Raw genomic sequence first — 21023 nt, 5'->3', positions numbered from 1 at the left:
TTTTTGTTAAACAGGTAATTTTTTTCATGCTTGCCTCATATGCTTATAATAATAGATATTTTTATTTTCTAACGCACTTATGGGAGAAAGTGAACAATGGACGGAGATGTTTTTTTAGACCGCATACCATGCGGCATACTGAAGGTAAAGACAGAAGACAGATTTCCAGTTATTTATTCAAATTCAGCAATAAAAAACTGGTTTCAGTCTCCTTCCTGTCTTGAAGATATGATTTGTGAATCAGAATTTGGAGAATTTTCAGAAAAGATTCGCAATCATATGGAGCTTGGATCCCGGATATTCAGACTGGAATTCAGAGCCAAAACAATGGATGACCACTGCTGGTTCTCCATGGATTTTCATTTTATACAAGAAGAAGAGTTATTCTATTGTTCTGTATCGGATATCACCTGGCTGAAAAGAAACATGGAAAGTCTTAAAGTTCAGGAGGAGCAATACCGACTTGCAAGCCGTCACTCCGGCTGTATTGTATGTATCTATGATATCCCAAACAGAACCCTTTCTCCTTCCTCAGAATTTACCAGAAACTTTCCAGCCCATTTCACCATGCCCCTTTCTCCGGAATATTTAATTGAAAATGGCATCGTACATGAGGAAAGTATGAAAGACTTTCTGGAATTTTATGAAGAAATGGAGCGGGGTACTCCGGAAGGGGAATGTGTTGTCAGACTTAAGACCGGATCCGGAAAATACCACTGGTTCTCAAAGCATTATTCACTGGTATATACGGAAGAAAAAAAGCCCCTGCGCGGTATTATTTCCTATCAGGATATTACGGATCAATATGAAAAAGAGCTGGCATATCAGCGCTGGGCGGAGTATATGCAGGAACAGAAAAAAGACTGCATCGGTTATTACGAGTACAATACAAAATCAGATCTCTTTGAGGAAATAATCGGAGAAATGACCTGTAATGTTCCCGAGGACGCAAAAAAATCCTTTGCTGATATCATGAATTACATTGCAGAGCATGAAATTTATGAGGAAGACAAAGAACTTTACTTAAATTTCTTCAACAAGGAGTACTTACTTTTTCAGTACTACCAGGGCAACCGCTCTCTCCGGCTGGAACATCGCCGTTTAAGGGCTGATGGCAGTGTCTGCTGGACTCTTGGTATGGTACAGATTGTAACAGACCCTTATACAGACACCATCAAAGCTTTTATCCTGATCAAAGATATTGATGCTTCAAAGCGGGAGACACTGACTTTACACGAGCTGTCACGGCAGGACTGTCTGACCGGACTGTTAAACCGATCAGCTGCCATTTACGCAATCCGTCTTATCTTAAACAGCAGCAAGGGGCACCACATCCTTATCATGCTGGATATTGACCAGTTTAAACAGTTAAATGACAGCTATGGACACCAGTTTGGAGATAAGGCACTCCATCGGGCCGCATCAAGACTTAAATCTGCGCTCAGGAGAGAAGATATCTTCGGCCGCTTAGGGGGCGATGAATTTATAATTCTTCTGAAAGATGTCTCTTACAGCATGGATCTGTATTCCCGCTTAGAAAATTTATGCAGTCTGATCGGGAGTGCCCTGGAACCGGAAGTGCATATATCCGGAAGTCTGGGAACTGCCGCCTATCCGGAGGATGGAGTCACGTTTGAAGAATTATACAGAAAAGCGGATATCGCACTTTATCATGCAAAGAAACATGGCCGAAACCAGTATTCCGTTTATGAGCCTGGTATGTCCATGGCAAATAGTGAATAAAATAAATGCCCTGTAATTCTCATACAGGGCATTTTCAATATGCAGAAGAAGGGACTTGAACCCTCAAGGTATTGCTACCACACGGACCTGAACCGTGCGCGTCTGCCAATTCCGCCACTTCTGCTCTTATAATTGCACAAATTGATGAATCAATTCGTACAATTATAATACTATACTTTTCCAAAATAAGCAAGCACTTTTTTATATTTATTAATTACCATGGGACAGAATGTAAGCTGCAGAATTGATACCTGCTATTGCACCATCTGAAACTGCAGTGGCCACCTGGCGAATCTGCTTCTCCCGAATATCTCCGGCTGCATAGACACCTGCTATTTTTGTTTCCATTTTTTCATTTGCAGGTATATAATGGTCCACAAGATCCAGTTCTTTGTATAATTCTGTATTGGGCGTTGTACCAATATAAGTAAATATGCCGCACCCAGGATCTTCAATGCGCTCTTTTTCTCCTGTAACCACATCCGTCAGCTCCAGTGCTTCCACACGGTCTTTACCAAAAACCGCTGTAAGATTTTTTTCCAGCTTTACTTCTGCATTTTCCAGTAATTCCAGCTTTTTTGTAAACTCATAAATCGCCCCAAGCTTATTCTCAAAATGAATAACTGTAAGCTTTCTGGCAAATCCAGCAAGATAGAGTGCTTCTTTTAAAGCGCCGTCTCCACCACCCACCACGTAGATGTTTCTGCCTTCATACAGATTCCCATCTTTCAAAGCTTTTAAACCCATACCTTTTCCCAGAAGTTGTTTCTCCCCCGGTATATTAAGATTTTTGGGAGAGGAGCCATTTGCCAGAATAACTGCTGCTGACTCATAAGTATTCTGATCTGTCACTACCTTTTTCTCTGTTCCATACAGACATACCTGCATTACAGTCTCATACTGTATATGGACTCCGGCATTTAGCGCCTGGGTTTCCAGGCGTTTTGCAAAAGTGGAGCCTGTTTCCTTCTCCATTAAAGCAGAGTAATGGGTTACTGTGGATACTTTCCCTATAATACCTCCAACCTGCTCTTTCTCCAGTACCAGTACCTTAACTCCCCTGCTGGCCGCATAAATTGATGAACTAATACCGGCAGGCCCTCCGCCAATCACAATCAGATCATATCTCATTTTCTTATCCTTTCTTTTGCAATAGTCTTTTTTTATTGCTGCTTCCTTTTCTGATTATGATTATAGCATTCTGTAATGATAAGTTAAAATTATTTATCTTTATCTTACCATTACAGAAATTTATTATTACAATTAAATCGCACAAAAAAAGCAGTTCTTCACGAATGAAAAACTGCCCGTTAATGCGGGAGATGGGACTTGAACCCACACGATCATACAACCACAAGATCCTTAGTCTTGCCTGTCTGCCAATTCCAGCACTCCCGCATGTCATATTATAGGAAACCTTACAGCTATGACAATCAATAAGGTTCGTGCAGAAGAAGGGACTTGAACCCTCAAGGTATTGCTACCACACGGACCTGAACCGTGCGCGTCTGCCAATTCCGCCACTTCTGCATTGCGCTGTCATCTCTTTCAGCGACAATAGCTATTATAGTATACATGCTCTTTTCTGTCAACCTGATTTTCAATTATTTTGAAAATTATTTTTTTGTATATATTTTTTAAATAATATTGACAATTCTTGTTAAAGATGGTAAAATTACTTTCGTTGTGCGGGAGTGCTGGAATTGGCAGACAGGCAAGACTAAGGATCTTGTGGTTGTATGATCGTGTGGGTTCAAGTCCCATCTCCCGCACTTACTCTTAATAACCAAGAGTTTTTTCTTGACATATTTTACTTTTAGAGTATAATAGGTCATATATTCCTCGATAGCTCAGTCGGTAGAGCAAACGGCTGTTAACCGTTGGGTCGTAGGTTCAAGTCCTACTCGGGGAGTTTTTTAATCACACGTTTCGTGTGATTTTTTTATTGTTTAAAATCATCGCATAATATTTCATATTGAATCATATATATAAATGTACATACCTGTTAAGGTAGTACTTAGGTGCTGTCCCCAGCACCCGCATTTCCGGGCGGAAGTCTCAATCTCCTGTAGACTTCCGCCCCTCTGCGTTCTTTTTCAGTTTTTATTAACTGCAAATCTTATATTACATATAATAATATTAATATAAAACGAAAGGGTGTAGAATATGCCCCCATTCCCACCTTACGGCACCCCTCCAGGCGGACCAGTGCCTATGGGCCCTCCGCCATCAGCCGCACCGCCAAAACCTGCCCAGGCCCGATCTGCTACAAAAATGGTGAGCCCTGGTTCAATGCGAAATTGTATCGGGCGCTTTACCTATATATGGATGAGCAACGGACAGGAGTTCTGGTTCTTTCCAATTCAAATATGGCGTAACAGCGTCTCAGGCTTTCGCTGGGACAGAAGATTTGGCTGGTCATATGCAGGAATATCGTTAAACCGGATCGATATGTTCACCTGCTCCTGACAAAGAAAGCTCCCCCGCAGCCAGACCGTTAAACAGTAACAATTCAGAAAGGTGATGTGGTAATATGGATAATTATATATGCCGTTACGATACGTGCATATTACCTAAAAAAGTGGATGTACCAATAGAACTTTACAAGTCGCTGCAAGGGGAATATTTTATCGGATATGCAGATAACTTGTCTTTTGGCAGCAATACCAGCGCCTGGGCCAGATTATATAATCCGTGCTGCTCCCAGGTAAACTTATATGTAAATGTGTGGACTGTTACAGATATATCGGAAGCTCCTTACCGCGCCCAATTTTGGTTTAATGCAACTCCACCTGGTACACCGACTGATTCAGATTTGGTATCGCCTACCAATACTGCCCTTATGCCTTTGCCAGAACCAAAAATAAAGTTGCAATATGCTTCAAATGTTGAAGGGGAGCCTTCCGGAGGCGTAAAAGCATTTGTTCGCAGGGCTCTACCGGAAGCAACCCTGGTAGAGAGTGAAAATGGTAAACTAATATTCCCTCCGGGAGGTTCTTTATTGATATTCCTCTCTACGCCAGAAGCTCCAACATCTTCTGCCTCTGGCAGAATAGCCTTTGGCTGGTGGGAAGAAAGCATTTATGATACGTGTATCGTATGACAGGATTAATACAGAAAGGAAGCAAGAATTATATTTTTACTTCCTTTCTGTTCCGGAATCCCTTATTTAAGAGGAGATAACCTTAAGAATTTATAATAGATCATTTAATAAATCAAAATGTGTGTTCTTTCCAGTTACTCATACTATATGGTGCAATTAAGGGTCAGAATTTTATGCGGGTATTTTTCATCACGAAAAATTTCATCTTTTATCTGCCCGTTAAAAGTAAAGCCCAACTTTTCAGCAAGCATAATTGACTTATCATTCTCAATAAAAATACAAGCATTTATGTCTCTTACTTTCATATCATTTCGAGCAAATGCACATATTGCTTTCAGCGCTTCAACCATATAACCCTTTCCCCAATAATCTGGGTAAAGGTCATACCCAATATCACAAAAGCCCTTGGATTTATTCCAACAATGAAAACCACATGTGCCGATTTTTGTCCCATCACTCTTTCTTACCAGAATCCACCGATGCTGTGCTCTTGGCTCTGATTGTATATAAAAATTAATAATTTCGTCAGCACCTAAGATATCTGCAATTGGCTCAGCGTCGAACAAATATCGATTTACTTCGTTGTTTGAGAATTGTTCTAGTATAAACTCTCTGTCATGCAATGAGATATTTTTCAGAAACAATCTATCAGTTTCAAGTTCTTTAAAAAACATTTTAGTACCTCCATATGATAGAGGGCTAAATATAACTTCCCCTCCAATTAGTTTTGTTTGTCATACTTACCAAGCCCCTTTCTTTAATATTTATTAAACACCGACAAGTGTTATAACCTATTTAATTTAGATTATCTCTTTTATTAATTCAAAGTGGTAATTATTATACCATATTATTCTACCAACTCACAATATTATGTTTTCATTGTACCTTACTGCGTTAAACTAATTTTGAAGGTGAATGCTCATCAAACCGTGCATTACTTATTTCATTTATTTTTTCGATAATATCCAACAACCACTTCTGTGATAATACCTACAGAGATTATAAAAATTATCTTCCAAAATTCTGATTTGATAATATTCCACAGCGTGGCGTTAGTGGATACTTTTTCTCCCATTATCAATCCCGCAATGATAACAATATAACTTATAATATTTATAATTTTAACTTTTATATCAATCACCTAATCCTTAAAACTGCTGGAATAAACATACGTTTTTGAATACCCTCTATTATATAAACGTTTTAGACTTATAATTAGTAACACTATTTTTCATTTTTTACCTTTTGTCGATATAATATTTATGATGATTTATGCCGGTCTAAGAGCCAGTGAATTTATATTAATTGAAAGAAAAAATGTTAATTTACAAGAAACATATATGCTAACAAATATGAGTAGAAATTACGAATCAAAAACAACTCTTTTTAAACGGGTTTTAAAAATAAAAAAACCCCGTAAACACGAGGTTTTCGAGGTTTGAATCTGCGATTAAGCTACTTTGGATTTTGCAAGCTCAGCTAATTTTGCGAAGCCTTCTGCATCATTAACAGCCATATCAGCTAATACTTTTCTGTTTAAATCAACACCAGCCAGCTTTAATCCATGCATAAATACACTGTAGGATACGCCGTTGATACGTGCTGCTGCATTGATACGGGCAATCCATAACTGTCTGAACTGTCTCTTTCTTTCTTTTCTGCCTGCATAAGAACTTGTTAAAGCTCTCATTACGGACTGCTTTGCTACTCTATACTGTTTGGAACGAGCGCCTCTATAGCCTTTAGCCATCTTTAACACTCTGTTATGTCTTTTCTTAGCGTTCATACCGCCTTTAATTCTTGCCATCGGTCTTTCCTCCTTCTCAACTTAGAATTCTATAAATATGGTAAAATCTTTTTCATTACTTTTGCATTGGTTGCATCAGCAACAATATCTTTTCTAAGATTTCTTTTTCTCTTAGTAGACTTCTTAGTTAAGATGTGAGATTTGTAAGCTTTATTTCTTACAAGCTTTCCTGTACCTGTAACTTTGAAACGTTTTGCAGCTGATTTGCTTGTTTTTAATTTAGGCATTGTATTTTCCTCCTTGATAATGTTCTTTTAGCGTTTTGCGGTTAAAAACATAACCATGCTTCTTCCTTCCACTTTCGATGGTTTGTCGATTGTCGCAATATCGGATAACTTCTCAGCGAAATCATCTAAAATATATCTTGACTTTGACATATGCGCCATCTCACGACCTCTGAAACGTAAGGTTACCTTCACTTTATCTCCTTTTTCGAGGAACTTCCTTGCGGCGCCCATCTTTGTATTCAAATCATTTGTATCAATGTTGGGAGATAAACGAACTTCTTTTATTTCGATTACCTTCTGTTTCTTTTTAGCTTCTTTTTCTTTTCTTGCCAGCTCATAACGATACTTACCGTAATCGATGATCTTGCAAACCGGTGGTTTCGCGGTAGGAGCAATTTTAACTAAATCAAGCTCTGCTTCTTTTGCCATCTGCATGGCGTCTTTGGTTGCCATAACTCCAAGCTTTTCTCCGTTTTCACCAATCAACAGAATTTCTTTATCTCTGATCTGTTCATTAATCATTAAATCGCTAATTGTCGTGCACCTCCATTATATTGTGTGTGTATTGGTCGGAATCACATTGCTGCCTTTAGGCATAAAAAAAGTAGATAGACAAACGCTATCCACCACCAAAGTCTCTACACAGTACACCTATGTATCAAAGGCTATGAACCAGGGACACTTACTCGTGCCGTGGTGAGGCGGATACCTACTTTCCTGTCTGTTGTTTCCACAACTTTTATTATAATACTACACAATTTGTGATATGTCAATGTTTTTTCGCTTTAATTTATGGCTGAAATCATTATAACTGCCCTTTGTAATTAATATAGAAGAAAGACAAAGACCTGCCGGACTTCTGCCAGCCTGCCTTTGTCTTTTTTTACTGTTATCTGGTCTTAAATGTAGCGCATTCTGTATGTCCCGCTTCTCTTGCACCATCACCTGCAATGCCGATATGCTCTGCCGAACAGTGACGGCCTTCATTGTATACGCAGTTAACTGCTTCACAGTCCACTTCCAGCCTGCTCTCCGGTGTTTTGAATAAGTTATGGAAGGAACCGTCTTTGTTCTCATCAAAACTGCCGCAGCAGGTATCAATCGTATCTTTGGCCTGGGAGCCTTCCACAATAATTGCAGACTTGCAACAGCAATTATCAGAATTATGCAAACAACTTGTTACATTGCAGTCCAATTTTGTCATATTCATTTCCTCCTGGAATTTTTATTGAGATTTTCTTTCAGGAGGTATTATGCGCCGCGGGAGAGGAAACTATTCTCATGAATCGTTCTTCTCCCACGGAATCATATGATATTATTTGGATTCTTCTGTTACATTGACCTTTTTAATTTCTTTTGTACGGATCTCCTTACAGATATCGTCAATAAAGTCTGCAATCGGCCGCTGTCCTTCATCTCCGTTAAAACGGCTGCGTACGGAAACCACACCGTCTTCCTCCTCTTTCTGTCCCACTACCAGCATATACGGCAGTTTTGAAAGACGGGCCTCGCGGATCTTATAGCCGATTTTTTCAGAACGCTCATCTACTGTTGCAAGAATTCCGTTTGCTTTCAGCTGATCAGCAACTTTAGCTGCATACTCATGATATTTTTCGGAAATCGGAAGTACACGGACCTGCTCCGGACATAACCAGGTCGGGAACGCGCCTTCGTACTTTTCAATCAGCCATGCAAGAGTTCTTTCATAGCAGCCTATGGATGTTCTGTGAATAATATAAGGACGTTTCTTCGTTCCATCCTTATCTACAAAGCTCATGTCAAAACGCTCTGCCAGGAACATATCCAGCTGGATGGTAATCATCGTATCTTCCTTGCCATATACATTCTTAGCCTGGATATCCAGCTTCGGACCATAGAACGCTGCTTCTCCCACTGCTTCCGTATACTCAATTCCAATGTGATCCAGGATCTTACGCATCATGTCCTGTACTTCATCCCACATCTCAGGAGTTCCAAGGTAATGGCTGGCATTGTCAGGATCCCACTTGGACATCCGGTAAGTTACATCTCCTTCCAGACCAAGAGTCGTTAAGCAGTACTTTGCAAGATCCACACAGCCTTTGAACTCTTCCTCAATCTGATCGGGACGAACGATTAAATGGCCTTCGGAAATAGTAAACTGACGTACCCGGGTAAGTCCATGCATCTCTCCCGAATCTTCATTTCTAAACAGAGTTGATGTTTCACCATATCTGCATGGAAGATCGCGGTAAGACTTCTGGCTCTGTTTGTACACGTAATACTGGAATGGACATGTCATGGGACGAAGAGCAAATACTTCATCATCCTTTTCTTCATCCCCAAGAACGAACATACCCTCTTTATAATGATCCCAATGATCAGAGATAATATACAAATCCCGCTTTGCCATAAGAGGTGTCTTGGTTCTCATATAACCCCGTCTCTCCTCTTCATCCTCAATCCATCTCTGCATGGTCTGAACGATCTTGGCACCCTTTGGCATTAAAAGGGGGAGACCCTGACCAATCACATCAACAGTGGTAAACAGCTCTAAATCACGGCCAAGCTTGTTGTGATCACGATTTTTGATATTAGCTAAATATTCCAGATATTCATTTAACTCGTCTTTCTTTGAGAATGCTGTTCCGTAAATACGGGCAAGCATGGCATTCTTTTCGCTTCCTCTCCAGTATGCGCCGGAGGATGAAGTCAGTTTAAATGCCTTGATCGGCTTTGTGCTCATAAGGTGGGGTCCTGCGCAAAGATCGGTAAAATCTCCCTGCTTATAAAAAGAGATCTCTTCTCCCTCGGGAAGATCTAAAATCAGTTCCACCTTGTAAGGCTCACCCTTTTCTTCCATAAATTTAACCGCTTCTTCTCTTGGAAGGGTAAAACGCTCAATGGCTTCCCCTTCTTTGATGATCTTTTTCATTTCTCCTTCGATTTTATCAAGATCTTCTCTGGAAAATGAAGGATTGTCAAAATCATAGTAAAATCCATTCTCGATAGAAGGTCCAATGGCAAGTTTGGCCTGGGGATAAAGTCTCTTTACTGCCTGGGCCAGAATATGGCTGGCAGTATGGCGGTAAGCAGCAAGACCTGCCGGATCGCTGACCGTTAAAATGCTTAAACTGCAGTCCTTATTTACTGTAGTCCGTAAATCAACAACCTCTCCATCTATCTCGCCTGCACAGGCATTTCTGGCAAGTCCTTCACTGATATCAGAAGCGATATCAATGACTGACATTGCATGATCATACTCTTTGACCGAACCGTCTTTTAACGTAATCTTCATTGTTCTAATCTCCTTTACCAATTATTTTAAATCATGGATCAAATAAAAAAAGCCCCTTTCCATATGTTTCCATACAGAAAGGGACGATTCCAACTTAATAAATCGCGGTTCCACCCTACTTGAAAGAATGATTCACTCATTCAAACCACTTATACTGATGATAACGGAATCACCGTTCCCGATTAAGGGACGCTCCAAGCTGGTCTTCTCCTGATATTCCGGCAAGGCACTTTCACCGTATGTGCCTCTCTCTGAGCTCTCCTGTCAGGATACTGGTCTTGTCACCGCTTTATCTTAATTGCATTTCTATGCCTAAATTATAACACTCAAAAACGTTTTGTCAAGCGTCACGAAATATTTTCTTATAAAAGGACAATTAGAGCCGTTGTAATTGCCACAATGCTGATTATGATTGACAGGGAATTAACGGCACTTGCCATTTCAATATCGCCTTTTAGTTCGGCTGTGAATGCTGGTGATATGCCCGCAACCGGACCAAGTGTGACTATGGCAAGCGTCTGACGAATCTCCAGACTAAAGGGGGTGAAAAAGTAAAAGCCCACAGCCATTGTGATTGCAATTGCATATCTCATTCCAAGTATCTGGATAATTCTTTTTATTTTTTCTTTTTCCATACGGATTTCAAATCCAATACCAAGCATAAGCAGAGCCAGAAATGCATTGGCTGCTCCTGCAGTGTCTGCAAAGCTGATTATGATACCTGGAAGCTTGATCTTTAGAAGACCTAAAATTGTCATGATCACATAAGAATCGAACGGGACTGAGGAAAAAAGTTTTTTTACAACCTTGTTAAAAGAAGGCTTCTCCTCACCTCCTGCTGCCATGCTGGCAAGAGAATAGGTAAGGCCAGTACACATCACAGAATTGCCTGCATCAAAAAGACTGGTTGCCGCAAAGCCTACAGGGCTTAGGAAGCTCTGCACAAAAGGCATGGTGAAATTTCCCACATTATAGCCGGACATATTGAGCATGGCGAAGGCCTTGCTGTCTCCTGAGCGGGAAATATTGGTTATATATCCGATCCCTATTGTTACAAAATTACACAAAATTCCAATGACACACATGGCAAGCAGGGAACGCTCCATGGTAATTTTGCTGAAATTGGAAACGATGGCAGCCGGAAGAGTGATCTTTATCACCACTCTGGAAATCAGATAAAAATCTTTTGCCTGAAAAAAACCTGCCCGTTTCAGTAAATAGCCCATTATAATTATCGCCACAAAGGCTGCTGCCCTCATTAGTACTGCTGTCATAAAAACTCCTCTTTAAGCCTCCAGGCAAAACTGCCGGCGGTGCTGTAAGGCCCCGCCGGTGGTTCTTTTTTATATTATTTTACCTCAACGCTCCATCCTGCAGGTCCTGTCAGCCTGCCAAGCTGGATACCGGTAATGGTATCATAGCATCTCTGGGTGAGTTCACCGATCTTTCCTCCCCCGATGGACATTCTCTCTTCCTCAAACCGAAGCTCCCCAACAGGTGAAACGACTGCTGCCGTTCCGGTTCCAAAGCACTCTTCCATCTCTCCTGATCTGGCTGCAGCCACCACTTCATCTACAGAGATCTTCCGCTCTTCGACCTTAATTCCCCATTCTCTGCACAGGGAAAGAACAGAATCTCTTGTAACGCCTGGAAGAATGCTGCCGTTTAGTTCAGGAGTGATCACAACACCGTTTATCTTAAAGAAAATATTCATGGCGCCCACTTCTTCAATGTATTTGCGGTGAACACCGTCAAGCCACAGCACCTGGGAATATCCTTCATCATGGGCTTTCACCTGGGAAGCCAGGGAAGCAACATAGTTTCCGCCGGTCTTTGCTTCACCGATTCCGCCTTTCACCGCTCTTACATACTCATCTTCGATCCAGATCTTAACCGGGTCCAGACCGCTTGCGTAATAAGCACCCACAGGAGACAGAATAATCATGAACTTATAAGTATGAGATGGTCTCACTCCCAGAAACGGATCAGTGGCAATCACAAAGGGTCTGATATAAAGAGAGGTTCCAGGCTTTGTGGGAATCCAGTCCTGATCCACGCTTACAACTGTCTTTAACGCCTCTAAAAAGAGTTCTTCCGGAATCTCAGGAATGCAGAGTCTGTCATTGCTTCTGTTGGCTCTCTCAATATTCTTGTCAGGACGGAATAAAAGGATCTTTCCCTCTTCGGTTTTATATGCTTTTAAGCCTTCAAACATCTCCTGACCGTAATGGAACACCATGGAAGAGGGTTCCAGTTCCAGCTTGTGATAAGGCACAACTCTTGGGTCGTACCAACCCTTTCCTTCCTCATAATCCACCTCAAACATATGATCCGTAAATATGGTACCAAATGTCAAAGGATTTTCTTTGCCCGGCTTTTCTTTCGGGCAAGCGGTTCTCTCAATTCTTATAGTCTGCATGTTATACTCTTCCTTTCCCATACCGGCATATCGTCAGCTTTTATAATTTGTTTATCATTATCTTCCAAAAAACTGCTGATGTCAAGAATTTTCAGCCTGTTTTAATCTGCCGAAATGGAATCAAATCCATAACTGCTGGTTATATAACGAGGAAATTCCATTCTTACCGTCTTCATGGGGTTCACCGTCTGGCAGATCACCAGGTCTCCTGCCAGGGTCAGAAGCATTCCGGCATCCTCATCATCCAGGCCGATTTTTTCCTTCAGAAAATCATACATCTGTCTGACCGCTTTTCTCCATGCAGTTTCCACATCGTCTGCGGAAGCAATGGTAATCAGCTTCTCACCGGTCTCTATCATGGGATATGGAACACAGTTTTTGTTCTTCACCACATCAACCCGGACAACTGCCTTTCCTTCTATCTCCAGACCGCAGTCTTCCACCTCTCCGTCACCCATAATGCCATGAAAATCACCAAGAGATAAAAGCGCTCCCTCTGTAAAAACCGGAAGGTAAAGAGTGACTCCTTTTCTGATCTGTGTACAGTCCATATTTCCGCCATGATCCATGGGTGTAATGGTGGAAACACCATCTCCGTCCGGAGCCACACCGATCACTCCGATCATGGGTGTGACGGGCAGTTTCAGCTGCTCACTGTAATGAGCGTATCCATCAGTTACAGGAATCCGCTTCAGTACTTTTTTTTCAAAAAATTCCTTTTCACTACCGCTACCCGGTCCCAGCATAACTACTCCCACAGGCCCCGGTATGATATCCAGTATATCAATCTTTAACATATCTCCAGGCATGGCGCCTTCTATATAAAGTGGTCCTGTAGCCGGATTTCCAGGCTTTCGCACAACATTTTCAAAGGTTGCCTCTTCAGGAAGAAACTGATTGGTAAAGCAGTCATAAGTTTCAAAAGCTACCGTCTCTCCCGCTTTGATCCGTTCGCAGGGAGGATTATCTTTTGACAGTGTATGGGTAATATAATTTCTGGTTATGGTTTTCATTTTTTCAGTCCTTTCTGTGGTCCGGTCTTTTGGCTAAGTTCCGGCCATACAGTAACCAGCATGGTGATAAAACAGGCGCCTCCTCCGATCAAATTGGAAACCGGCTCTGCCATAAGAACCCCATAGGCTCCGTTCCCCAGAATGAAGGGAAGAAGAAGGATGAGAGGAATGACTATTACGACCTTTCTGAAAATGGAAAAAAACACTGCTCTCCTGGCCTTTCCAAGAGCCACGAAAACCGACTGCCCCGCAAACTGAAGAGACATGAGAAAGAATCCGAAATAGTAAATCCGCATGGAAGGGATTCCTGCCTCCAGAAGTTCTCCATCCTGATTGAAAATACGAATAAAAAACTCAGGAAAGCTGTGAACCAGGATCCACATGAAAGTTGTATATACAATAGCCACCACAGATGTGAATTTAATGGCCTGCTTTACTCGTTTGTATTCGCCGGCTCCGTAATTAAAGCCCATAACAGGCTGCGAGCCATTGGTCAGACCGTTGACAGGCATGGAAATTACTTCCCTGACAGAATTAATGACAGTCATAATTCCTACATATAAATCACCACCATAGTGCTGAAGAGAGGAATTATACATAATCTGCACCAGACTGTTGGTCACTGACATGGTAAAACCCGACATCCCAAGAGCTGTAATCGATTTAACCCGGTATCTTTTTAAGCGAAAGGCTGAGTACTTCAGCTTCAGTATAGCCTTTTTCCCTCTTAAAAACAGCACAATCCAAAGGGCCGAGAGGAACTGGGATATAATTGTGGCAAGAGCGGCTCCCCTTACCCCCATGTGAAGGGCAAAAATAAAGATGGGATCCAGCACAATATTGGCTGCCGCCCCAACCAGAACCGTCATCATCCCTATGGTTCCAAATCCCTGGGAATTGATAAAGCTGTTCATCCCAAGTCCGATCATTACAAAAACACTTCCAAGAAGATAGATGCTTAAATACTGATCGGCAAACGGATAAGTCTTATCACTGGCACCAAACAGATACAGCATGGGCTTTTTAAAAATCAGCCCTAAGGCTGTAAGAAGAATTCCAGATACAATGAGAAGAACAAACGAGTTTCCCATAATTTTTTCCGCTTCTTCCTCATTGCCCCGGCCTCTTTCAATGGAACACAGAGGTGCGCCTCCCATTCCGAACAAATTGGCAAAAGCGATTACCATGGAAATAATGGGAAGACATAGTCCCAGCCCGGTCAGAGCCAGTGTTGCATCCTCGGGAATTCTTCCTATGTAAATTCTGTCTATGATATTATAAAGAACATTAATCAGCTGGGCGAGGGTCATGGGTACTGCCAGCTTTAATATATTTCCTACTATATTTCCTTTTGAAAAGTCATTCTTTGTATCTGTCATTGATTCACTGCCTCTCTGCTGTATTATGCTCCCAACAAAGCACTTTTTTAATCATAGCACGGATTTTTCCATTTTGCATCCGGTTTTTTCCAGTCACTTCATAGGAATTCTTCTTTTACAGAAAAAAATGCCGGTTCCATGAAAAGGAACCGGCAGGACTATACGAAGAAAACTTACATAAGAGAATGATATAACCGGATAATGTCTTCCAGACTGGCTTCTTTGGGATTTCCGGGAGCACAGGCATCTGCTGCTGCTGATTTGGCCAAAAATGCAACATCCGCTTCATTTGCGATGCTTTTTAAATCAGCAGGAATTCCTACATCTGCAGAAAGCTTTTTAACTGCAGCCACTGCAGCCTTCCTGTATTCCTCCGGGCTCATGGAATCTGTTCCTTCCACTCCCATGGCTTTTGCTATATCACGATACTTCTCTCCAGTTGCTTCCGCATTAAACTCCATGATCGTAGGAAGCAGGATCGCATTGGCCACTCCATGAGGAGTATCATAGACGGCTCCCAGAGCGTGAGCCATAGAATGTACGATTCCCAGGCCGCAGTTTGAAAATCCCATACCAGTCATATATTGTCCCAATGCCATACCCTCTCTGCCTTCCGGGGTATTGTCAACTGCGCCTCTTAAGCTTTTGCCAATCAGTTCAACCGCTTTTAAATTAAACATGTCTGTAATGGGATTGGCACCTTTTGTGATATATCCTTCGATTGCGTGAGTGAGTGCATCCATACCGGTAGCTGCAGTCAGCCCTTTAGGCATGCTGGACATCATGTCCGGATCAACAATTGCAACAACAGGAATGTCGTGAGGATCTACACATACAAATTTACGTTTTTTCTCCACATCAGTAATTACATAGTTAATCGTCACTTCCGCTGCAGTACCAGCCGTGGTTGGAACAGCTATGATCGGGACAGAAGGATTCTTTGTAGGCGCAACGCCTTCTAAACTTCTTACATCTGCGTATTCCGGATTAGCAATGATAATGCCGATTGCTTTGGAGGTATCCATGGAGGAGCCTCCCCCAATGGCAATGATATAATCAGCACCAGATTTTTTGTATGCTTCTACTCCGGTCTGAACATTCTCGATTGTGGGGTTCGGCTTAATATCAGAATAAATTTCATACTCCAGACCGTTTTCTTCCAGTATTTTTGTCACTTTGGAGGTAACCTGGAATTTAATTAAATCAGGATCTGATGCGACAAATGCCTTCATAAATCCTCTTTTTGCTACTTCACCAGGAATCTCAAGAATGGCACCCGCACCGTGATAAGATGTTTCATTTAAAATAATTCTGTTTGCCATGGTAATCTCTCCTTTTCTTTTCTTCCATAAAGGAAGCCGTTTTGTTCTGTTATAATTTTAACAACCAGGCTTAAAAAAATAAAGTTACAGTTTACGGTTTTTGTAACAAATGTTACACAAGCCCTAAACTGTAACTTTATTTATGTGCATAAATACCAGAGTTTAAACCAGTCCCGCCTCCGAAAAAACCCCGGACAGCTTTGGCGGCATGGCTTCCACAAGGCTCTCTGCCATCTCCTTCGGCGACTGCGGCATTCCGGAAAGAACCCATTTCACAGTCATATACACAGATCCACGGCAATACATCTCTAACAGAAACTGGATCTCTTCCGATAAAGGTTCCTTCCTTCTATGAATTAACAGATCCGTATAGAATCCCATGATCAGTTCAAAATCATGCTCCTTTAATGAATTATAATCATCAGAGCGGAATGCACCGGTAAAGAAAACCGACTCCTTTTGAATGAACTGGAACTTTTCATTCAGGCTCTGGCAGACAGTCTTGTCTACACCGATCTGGGCAAATGATTCCAGCACCAGCTTATCAAAATACCAGTTTATCAAATCATACTTATCCTTAAAATTACGATAGAAAGTCTGCCTTGTCATCTGACAGCCGTCTACAATATTCTGAACCGTGATTTTATCCACCGGCCTGGTCTTCATGCAGTCTTTTATGGAATCAGCAAGCCGGTATTTCGTCTTTTCACTCTTATTGGGATAATCAGCCATGTTCCGCTCCTGTCACGTATATTTGATCTCTATTTTAACACAGCAGGCGCTTTTTGTGAATATTGCTGATAAAAACTTCTTATTAAGTGATTGGGGCAGGATTAAAAATACACAAATCATTGTGGAGACGGTATTTTTCAGCCCATGTCTGCTTCCGACTGCTGGCTACATCAATGATCTCATGAAACAGCAGTGTCCCGATCTCTTCAATTGTCGATTCTCCTGATGCAATGGTCCCTGCATTGATATCAATTAAGTCCTGCCACTGTGCCTTCATATCATTTCTGGAACAGACCTTGATGACAGGGGCAATTGCCAGACCATATGGTGTTCCTCTTCCTGTCATGAATACCTGAAGCCCGATACCGCTTGCCAGCTGGCAGGGGCCGCAGACAATATCACTTGCCGGCGTTGCAGCATAGATAAGTCCCTTTTTGCTTGGTTTTTCAGCAGGCGACAGCACTTCCACAATGGGAGAAGTTCCGGATTTCGCAATGGAACCCATGGCTTTTTCCACGATGTTTGCAAGTCCTCCCTTTTTATTCCCGGGAGTCGGGTTTGCACTGCGGTCTACCTCTCCTTCCTGAAGGTAATGATCATACCATTTCATCTCACCGGCCAGTTTTTTCCCTACCTCTTCATTGATACACCGCTCCGCCAAAAGATAGACTCCGTCCCTGACCTCTGTCACTTCGGAAAACAAAACGGTTGCTCCGCCTTTTACCAGCATGTCTGATGCATAGCCTGCCGCCGGATTGGCGGTAACACCGGAAAATGCATCGCTTCCGCCGCACTGCATTCCAATGAGTAAATCAGAAAGGGGAAGTGTTACACGTTTTCTTTCATTTAAAATCTTAAGCTTCTTTTCTGCCATTTCCATCAGGGCACTGATCATATCTTCAAATCCCTCTTTTTCCTGAAGTATGATCACATTGTCCGGATTAATATCTGCAGAATCACAAAGCATTTCTACTGTAAACTTTTCACAACCTAACGCCACCACCATAAGCTGTCCGCCGAAATTGGGATGCTTTGACAAATTTCTAAGGGCGCGTATGGGGATTTTCGCCTCCGGGGCATTGATGGCAACTCCGCAGCCGTAGGCATGGTTAATAGGAACAATGTCATCGACATTGGGATATTTATGAAGGAGTTCCCGTTTCATGCGTTCGACCGCTACATTTAATACACCGGTCACACACTGAACCGTTGTGCTGATTCCCAGAATATTACGGGTTCCGGCGGGGCCGCCCCATGGATTTACATATCCTTCCCATGTTGTTACCGGGGGCTCTGGTAAGTCTGTTACAAGATTGGTTGAAAATACCATATGATCCACTTCCGGCGGTTCGGGAAGCTCCAGCATATATTCATTAATCCAGTCTCCTTTTTTAACAGCCTCTGTTGCGTAGCCCAGCACCACACCATAACGGATCACAGATCCACCCTTTTCAATATCTTTAAGCGCAATCTTATGGGCCTGGGGAATATCGTGTCTGGCAGCGACGCCGGGCATAATTTCCTGGCCTGCTTTGATCTCATCGACTGCAATTGCCACATTATCTTCTTCCTTGATTTTAACAAACAGCGGTTTACTCATATCTTACTGATCCTTTCCAAAGTGATTTTACACAAAAATCATCCAACTTCTGTTTGTTTTTATTATAAATACACGGGACACATTTGTAAAATTGTTACTTTTAAGAATTCTCTAACTTTTTCTTTGAGTACTTGTTGTACTTTTTAGTTAATTGATCTATACTGACAGTACATAATTCATACAGGGGGAAATATCTTGGATACCAAACAGATTGAATATATATTAAAGATTGCAGAAGAAAATAACATCACAAAAGCTGCAGAAAAGCTTTTTCTCACACAGCCCGCATTAAACCAGCAGCTTCTTCGTCTGGAAAAGGAACTGGGTACTCAGCTTTTTCATCGTTCACGGACAAATTGGAGACCTACCCAGGCTGGAGAGGTGTATCTTGAAAATGCCAGGAAAATGCTGCTGATTAAACAGGAAACCTACCGCACCATCGGCGATATGGTCTCTGATAAAAAGGGAACGCTGTCGGTTGGCCTCACACCAGGGAGAGGAATTGCCATGTTCTCCGCTGTATATCCCAAATTCCATCAGAATTTTCCCGGCATTCACATCATTCCGGTGGAACGCAGTGTGATAAACCAGCAGGAGATGATTTTAAGAGGGGAGCTGGATATTGGCTTTCAGACATTATGCCCCAGCCAGCGCACTTTAGACGAATATGTAGAGCTGGGAAAAGAGGAAATCCTTCTTGCTCTTCCCACAAAGCACCCTTTAAGCAGACAGTTAGAAAACAGTGGGGAGATTTATCCGGAACTGGATATCAAAGCTCTGGAAGAGGACCCCTTTGTTTTGATGTATCAGGAATCCACCATTCGCTATCTCGTGGACCGGATCTTCCTCGAAGCAGATTTCACTCCCAAAGTATTGTTTGAAACTTCCAGCACCAGTGCGATTATTACCATGATTCAGGCCGGCCTTTGCTGCGGCCTGATTCCCATGTCCTATCTTCGGACGAAGCCGGAAGGGATTGCATGCTTTTCCCTTCCTTCCCACCCCACATGGGATGTGGTGGCTTCTTACCGGAAGAACAGCTATTTAACCCGCGCAGCCAGATACTTTATCAGGCTTGCCGCAGAATATTGGAACTATTAATCCTAATTGGAAAACTCAAAAAGATTTAATCCTACCGTCTCATCTGCTCTTCTGCCAACTACACCGGGGATTTCCGTAACAATGATCTCTCCCGTAGCGCTGATAACTGCACGGCCTAAATGACCGCTGTGGCATTCTCCGTTATGAGGATTTCCAATTACCATGTGAAGATGGAGATAAGGTTTTCCGTCTTTTTCCGTAATGCTGCCCATGAGAGATGCAATTTCATAAAGTCCCTTATACTCATGGCTGTAATACTCTTTCTTTTCTGTATCATAAACTCCAAGCTGGATGGTACCTGCTGCACCCAGACCGTTTACGGACGCCAGCCTGATCTTTTCTTTTTTACAAATCTGTATCAGACTGGTTAAAATCTCCTCTCCCGGATCCAGCCGTATAACAAATGTATGTTCAAATTTTCTGTACTCCATATGAATTCGCCTCCTGTTCATTAATCTTTCTCAACTGCTTCCTGGTTCTCTTTCACAAACATAATGCCAAATGCCAGTGCTAAAAGCACGCAGGAAAACCAGATGGTTTTTTCCGCAAACAAAGGTACCAGGAAACTGCCTGCTGCTGCACCCACGGCAAAAAACAGGATTACTCCATAATAGCGAAGGCATTTTTCAAGACTTTCCCTGTCCCTGGTCTGACGGTACCGGTACAGCATTTCGGTAGCACTTCTTAGATTCCCGATACACATGGTGCTTGCAAAAGCACTGCCCTTCATCTTTCTAAACGCTTCCACCTGCATGGCACAGACAAAGGATACCATTGCGTTGGCGGCCAGATCGAAGGACCTGGGCAAAAATCCTACCACAAACAAAAGCACCATTTCCATAACCACTACAATCTGCCGCCAGTGTATTCTTTCATTATCCTTATATTTTCCTCTGATTATTTCAGAAACATAAATCCCTGCAGCAAAGGCCAGAATCGGCATCAGATAGCGGAAGGCTGTCTGCCAGCTTCTGTTCATAATACTATGGGCAAAAATAATGATATTACCAGTCTGCGCATTGGCATATACCTTTCCTCTGTTAAAGTAGGTATAGGCATCCTGTAAGCCGCCGGATAATGTAAGGATTACTCCCGTTGACATCGCTTCTGACATCTGCCCCTCTATTCTTTTCCAGATCATTTTCCATCACCTGCCTTTCCAATGCCTACTATATCACATCTTTTCCTGATTGAAAACAAAGGGCTGCTGAAAGTGAACAAAAAATCTGTAGTATCTGCCAAATTCAACATAAAATTAGTAGATTTTATTTCTTCTTTGCCTTATGCTTATTGAGCACGA

Annotated in this window: 20 protein-coding genes and 5 tRNA genes; 6 read left to right on the top strand and 19 right to left on the bottom strand. The window is 42.1% G+C overall.

Annotation, left to right across the window (positions count from 1 at the left end; all coding sequences use genetic code 11):
• The first annotated feature begins 96 nt into the window (after nucleotides 1-96).
• A complete protein-coding gene (locus V7D18_RS16135; RefSeq protein WP_426155598.1) occupies nucleotides 97-1743 on the top strand; it encodes a diguanylate cyclase domain-containing protein in 1647 nt (548 codons plus the stop codon).
• Between the two features lie 40 nt (nucleotides 1744-1783).
• On the opposite strand, the gene V7D18_RS16130 is transcribed toward V7D18_RS16135, so the two are convergent.
• The 4 genes from V7D18_RS16130 to V7D18_RS16115 form a co-directional block, all read right to left on the bottom strand.
• Nucleotides 1784-1867: transfer RNA gene (locus V7D18_RS16130), tRNA-Leu, on the bottom strand.
• Between the two features lie 86 nt (nucleotides 1868-1953).
• Nucleotides 1954-2910 carry an NAD(P)/FAD-dependent oxidoreductase gene (locus V7D18_RS16125; RefSeq protein ID WP_426155831.1) on the bottom strand — a complete coding sequence of 319 codons (957 nt, stop codon included), beginning with the start codon at nucleotides 2908-2910 and terminating at the stop codon, nucleotides 1954-1956.
• A 147-nt stretch (nucleotides 2911-3057) separates the two neighbouring features.
• A tRNA-Leu gene (locus V7D18_RS16120) sits at nucleotides 3058-3141 on the bottom strand.
• 48 nt (nucleotides 3142-3189) lie between these two features.
• Nucleotides 3190-3273: transfer RNA gene (locus V7D18_RS16115), tRNA-Leu, on the bottom strand.
• A gap of 158 nt (nucleotides 3274-3431) precedes the next feature.
• On the opposite strand from V7D18_RS16115, the gene V7D18_RS16110 reads away from it, so the two are divergent.
• The 4 genes from V7D18_RS16110 (at nucleotide 3432) to V7D18_RS16095 (ending at nucleotide 4846) form a co-directional block, all read left to right on the top strand.
• Nucleotides 3432-3515 (top strand) — tRNA-Leu (locus V7D18_RS16110).
• A gap of 67 nt (nucleotides 3516-3582) precedes the next feature.
• Nucleotides 3583-3655: transfer RNA gene (locus tag V7D18_RS16105), tRNA-Asn, on the top strand.
• A gap of 302 nt (nucleotides 3656-3957) precedes the next feature.
• Nucleotides 3958-4212, top strand: coding sequence for a hypothetical protein (locus V7D18_RS16100; protein WP_426155596.1), 255 nt, complete (start codon nucleotides 3958-3960; stop codon nucleotides 4210-4212).
• 64 nt (nucleotides 4213-4276) lie between these two features.
• Nucleotides 4277-4846: a DUF6143 family protein gene (locus V7D18_RS16095; protein WP_426155594.1), complete on the top strand. Its 570-nt coding sequence runs from the start codon at nucleotides 4277-4279 to the stop codon at nucleotides 4844-4846.
• A 143-nt stretch (nucleotides 4847-4989) separates the two neighbouring features.
• Here V7D18_RS16095 and V7D18_RS16090 read toward each other — a convergent pair whose 3' ends face one another.
• The 13 genes from V7D18_RS16090 to garD all read right to left on the bottom strand — a co-directional run bounded on the left by V7D18_RS16090 (nucleotide 4990) and on the right by garD (nucleotide 18622).
• The gene (locus tag V7D18_RS16090) at nucleotides 4990-5520 is read right to left on the bottom strand and encodes a GNAT family N-acetyltransferase (protein ID WP_426155592.1); all 531 of its coding nucleotides are present in this window, start codon (nucleotides 5518-5520) and stop codon (nucleotides 4990-4992) included.
• 776 nt (nucleotides 5521-6296) lie between these two features.
• Complete coding sequence (gene rplT / locus V7D18_RS16085; protein WP_104439346.1) at nucleotides 6297-6653, bottom strand: 50S ribosomal protein L20; 357 nt, start codon at nucleotides 6651-6653, stop codon at nucleotides 6297-6299.
• A gap of 29 nt (nucleotides 6654-6682) precedes the next feature.
• On the bottom strand, nucleotides 6683-6880 hold the full coding sequence (gene rpmI / locus V7D18_RS16080; protein WP_314460042.1) for a 50S ribosomal protein L35: 198 nt from the start codon (nucleotides 6878-6880) through the stop codon (nucleotides 6683-6685).
• 27 nt (nucleotides 6881-6907) lie between these two features.
• On the bottom strand, nucleotides 6908-7402 hold the full coding sequence (gene infC, locus V7D18_RS16075; protein ID WP_426155590.1) for a translation initiation factor IF-3: 495 nt from the start codon (nucleotides 7400-7402) through the stop codon (nucleotides 6908-6910).
• A 367-nt stretch (nucleotides 7403-7769) separates the two neighbouring features.
• On the bottom strand, nucleotides 7770-8084 hold the full coding sequence (locus tag V7D18_RS16070) for a DUF1540 domain-containing protein (protein ID WP_426155588.1): 315 nt from the start codon (nucleotides 8082-8084) through the stop codon (nucleotides 7770-7772).
• A gap of 111 nt (nucleotides 8085-8195) precedes the next feature.
• Complete coding sequence (gene thrS, locus V7D18_RS16065) at nucleotides 8196-10157, bottom strand: threonine--tRNA ligase (protein WP_426155586.1); 1962 nt, start codon at nucleotides 10155-10157, stop codon at nucleotides 8196-8198.
• A 362-nt stretch (nucleotides 10158-10519) separates the two neighbouring features.
• Nucleotides 10520-11431: an AEC family transporter gene (locus tag V7D18_RS16060; protein ID WP_426155585.1), complete on the bottom strand. Its 912-nt coding sequence runs from the start codon at nucleotides 11429-11431 to the stop codon at nucleotides 10520-10522.
• Between the two features lie 74 nt (nucleotides 11432-11505).
• A complete protein-coding gene (locus V7D18_RS16055; protein ID WP_426155583.1) occupies nucleotides 11506-12576 on the bottom strand; it encodes a branched-chain amino acid aminotransferase in 1071 nt (356 codons plus the stop codon).
• Between the two features lie 101 nt (nucleotides 12577-12677).
• Complete coding sequence (locus V7D18_RS16050; RefSeq protein ID WP_426155581.1) at nucleotides 12678-13589, bottom strand: acetamidase/formamidase family protein; 912 nt, start codon at nucleotides 13587-13589, stop codon at nucleotides 12678-12680.
• On the bottom strand, nucleotides 13586-14968 hold the full coding sequence (locus tag V7D18_RS16045; protein ID WP_426155579.1) for an MATE family efflux transporter: 1383 nt from the start codon (nucleotides 14966-14968) through the stop codon (nucleotides 13586-13588). Before V7D18_RS16045 ends, V7D18_RS16050 begins: the two co-directional genes overlap by 4 nt.
• Before the next feature lie 173 nt (nucleotides 14969-15141).
• Entirely contained in the window at nucleotides 15142-16290 is a 1149-nt protein-coding gene (gene fucO, locus V7D18_RS16040; protein ID WP_426155577.1) for a lactaldehyde reductase, read from the bottom strand.
• A 162-nt stretch (nucleotides 16291-16452) separates the two neighbouring features.
• On the bottom strand, nucleotides 16453-17022 hold the full coding sequence (locus V7D18_RS16035; protein WP_426155575.1) for a TetR/AcrR family transcriptional regulator C-terminal domain-containing protein: 570 nt from the start codon (nucleotides 17020-17022) through the stop codon (nucleotides 16453-16455).
• Nucleotides 17023-17104: 82 nt separating this feature from the next.
• Nucleotides 17105-18622, bottom strand: a complete 1518-nt coding sequence (garD, locus tag V7D18_RS16030) for a galactarate dehydratase (RefSeq protein ID WP_426155573.1) — start codon at nucleotides 18620-18622, stop codon at nucleotides 17105-17107.
• A 195-nt stretch (nucleotides 18623-18817) separates the two neighbouring features.
• On the opposite strand from garD, the gene V7D18_RS16025 reads away from it, so the two are divergent.
• Nucleotides 18818-19723: a LysR family transcriptional regulator gene (locus V7D18_RS16025; RefSeq protein ID WP_426155571.1), complete on the top strand. Its 906-nt coding sequence runs from the start codon at nucleotides 18818-18820 to the stop codon at nucleotides 19721-19723.
• A 2-nt stretch (nucleotides 19724-19725) separates the two neighbouring features.
• Here V7D18_RS16025 and V7D18_RS16020 read toward each other — a convergent pair whose 3' ends face one another.
• Entirely contained in the window at nucleotides 19726-20154 is a 429-nt protein-coding gene (locus V7D18_RS16020) for a PPC domain-containing DNA-binding protein (RefSeq protein WP_426155569.1), read from the bottom strand.
• Between the two features lie 20 nt (nucleotides 20155-20174).
• Entirely contained in the window at nucleotides 20175-20864 is a 690-nt protein-coding gene (locus V7D18_RS16015) for a YoaK family protein (RefSeq protein ID WP_426155567.1), read from the bottom strand.
• Nucleotides 20865-21023: the final 159 nt, after the last annotated feature.

The organism is Lacrimispora sp. 38-1 (assembly GCF_049890855.1).
Lineage (GTDB): Bacteria > Bacillota > Clostridia > Lachnospirales > Lachnospiraceae > Lacrimispora.
The sequence above is the reverse complement of the archived record's forward strand: the minus strand, read 5'-3'. Positions and strand labels throughout refer to the sequence as shown.

Excerpts from the sequence above, each read along its gene's own strand:
- V7D18_RS16055 (WP_426155583.1), bottom strand. The coding sequence starts at position 12,576 with ATGCAGACTATAAGAATTGAGAGAACCGCTTGCCCGAAAGAAAAGCCG.
- V7D18_RS16045 (WP_426155579.1), bottom strand. The coding sequence starts at position 14,968 with ATGACAGATACAAAGAATGACTTTTCAAAAGGAAATATAGTAGGAAAT.
- V7D18_RS16135 (WP_426155598.1), top strand. The coding sequence starts at position 97 with ATGGACGGAGATGTTTTTTTAGACCGCATACCATGCGGCATACTGAAG.
- V7D18_RS16100 (WP_426155596.1), top strand. The coding sequence starts at position 3,958 with ATGGGCCCTCCGCCATCAGCCGCACCGCCAAAACCTGCCCAGGCCCGA.
- garD (WP_426155573.1), bottom strand. The coding sequence starts at position 18,622 with ATGAGTAAACCGCTGTTTGTTAAAATCAAGGAAGAAGATAATGTGGCA.
- V7D18_RS16095 (WP_426155594.1), top strand. The coding sequence starts at position 4,277 with ATGGATAATTATATATGCCGTTACGATACGTGCATATTACCTAAAAAA.
- V7D18_RS16050 (WP_426155581.1), bottom strand. The coding sequence starts at position 13,589 with ATGAAAACCATAACCAGAAATTATATTACCCATACACTGTCAAAAGAT.
- thrS (WP_426155586.1), bottom strand. The coding sequence starts at position 10,157 with ATGAAGATTACGTTAAAAGACGGTTCGGTCAAAGAGTATGATCATGCA.
- V7D18_RS16070 (WP_426155588.1), bottom strand. The coding sequence starts at position 8,084 with ATGACAAAATTGGACTGCAATGTAACAAGTTGTTTGCATAATTCTGAT.
- V7D18_RS16015 (WP_426155567.1), bottom strand. The coding sequence starts at position 20,864 with ATGATCTGGAAAAGAATAGAGGGGCAGATGTCAGAAGCGATGTCAACG.
- fucO (WP_426155577.1), bottom strand. The coding sequence starts at position 16,290 with ATGGCAAACAGAATTATTTTAAATGAAACATCTTATCACGGTGCGGGT.
- rplT (WP_104439346.1), bottom strand. The coding sequence starts at position 6,653 with ATGGCAAGAATTAAAGGCGGTATGAACGCTAAGAAAAGACATAACAGA.
- V7D18_RS16020 (WP_426155569.1), bottom strand. The coding sequence starts at position 20,154 with ATGGAGTACAGAAAATTTGAACATACATTTGTTATACGGCTGGATCCG.
- rpmI (WP_314460042.1), bottom strand. The coding sequence starts at position 6,880 with ATGCCTAAATTAAAAACAAGCAAATCAGCTGCAAAACGTTTCAAAGTT.
- infC (WP_426155590.1), bottom strand. The coding sequence starts at position 7,402 with ATGATTAATGAACAGATCAGAGATAAAGAAATTCTGTTGATTGGTGAA.
- V7D18_RS16090 (WP_426155592.1), bottom strand. The coding sequence starts at position 5,520 with ATGTTTTTTAAAGAACTTGAAACTGATAGATTGTTTCTGAAAAATATC.
- V7D18_RS16035 (WP_426155575.1), bottom strand. The coding sequence starts at position 17,022 with ATGGCTGATTATCCCAATAAGAGTGAAAAGACGAAATACCGGCTTGCT.
- V7D18_RS16060 (WP_426155585.1), bottom strand. The coding sequence starts at position 11,431 with ATGACAGCAGTACTAATGAGGGCAGCAGCCTTTGTGGCGATAATTATA.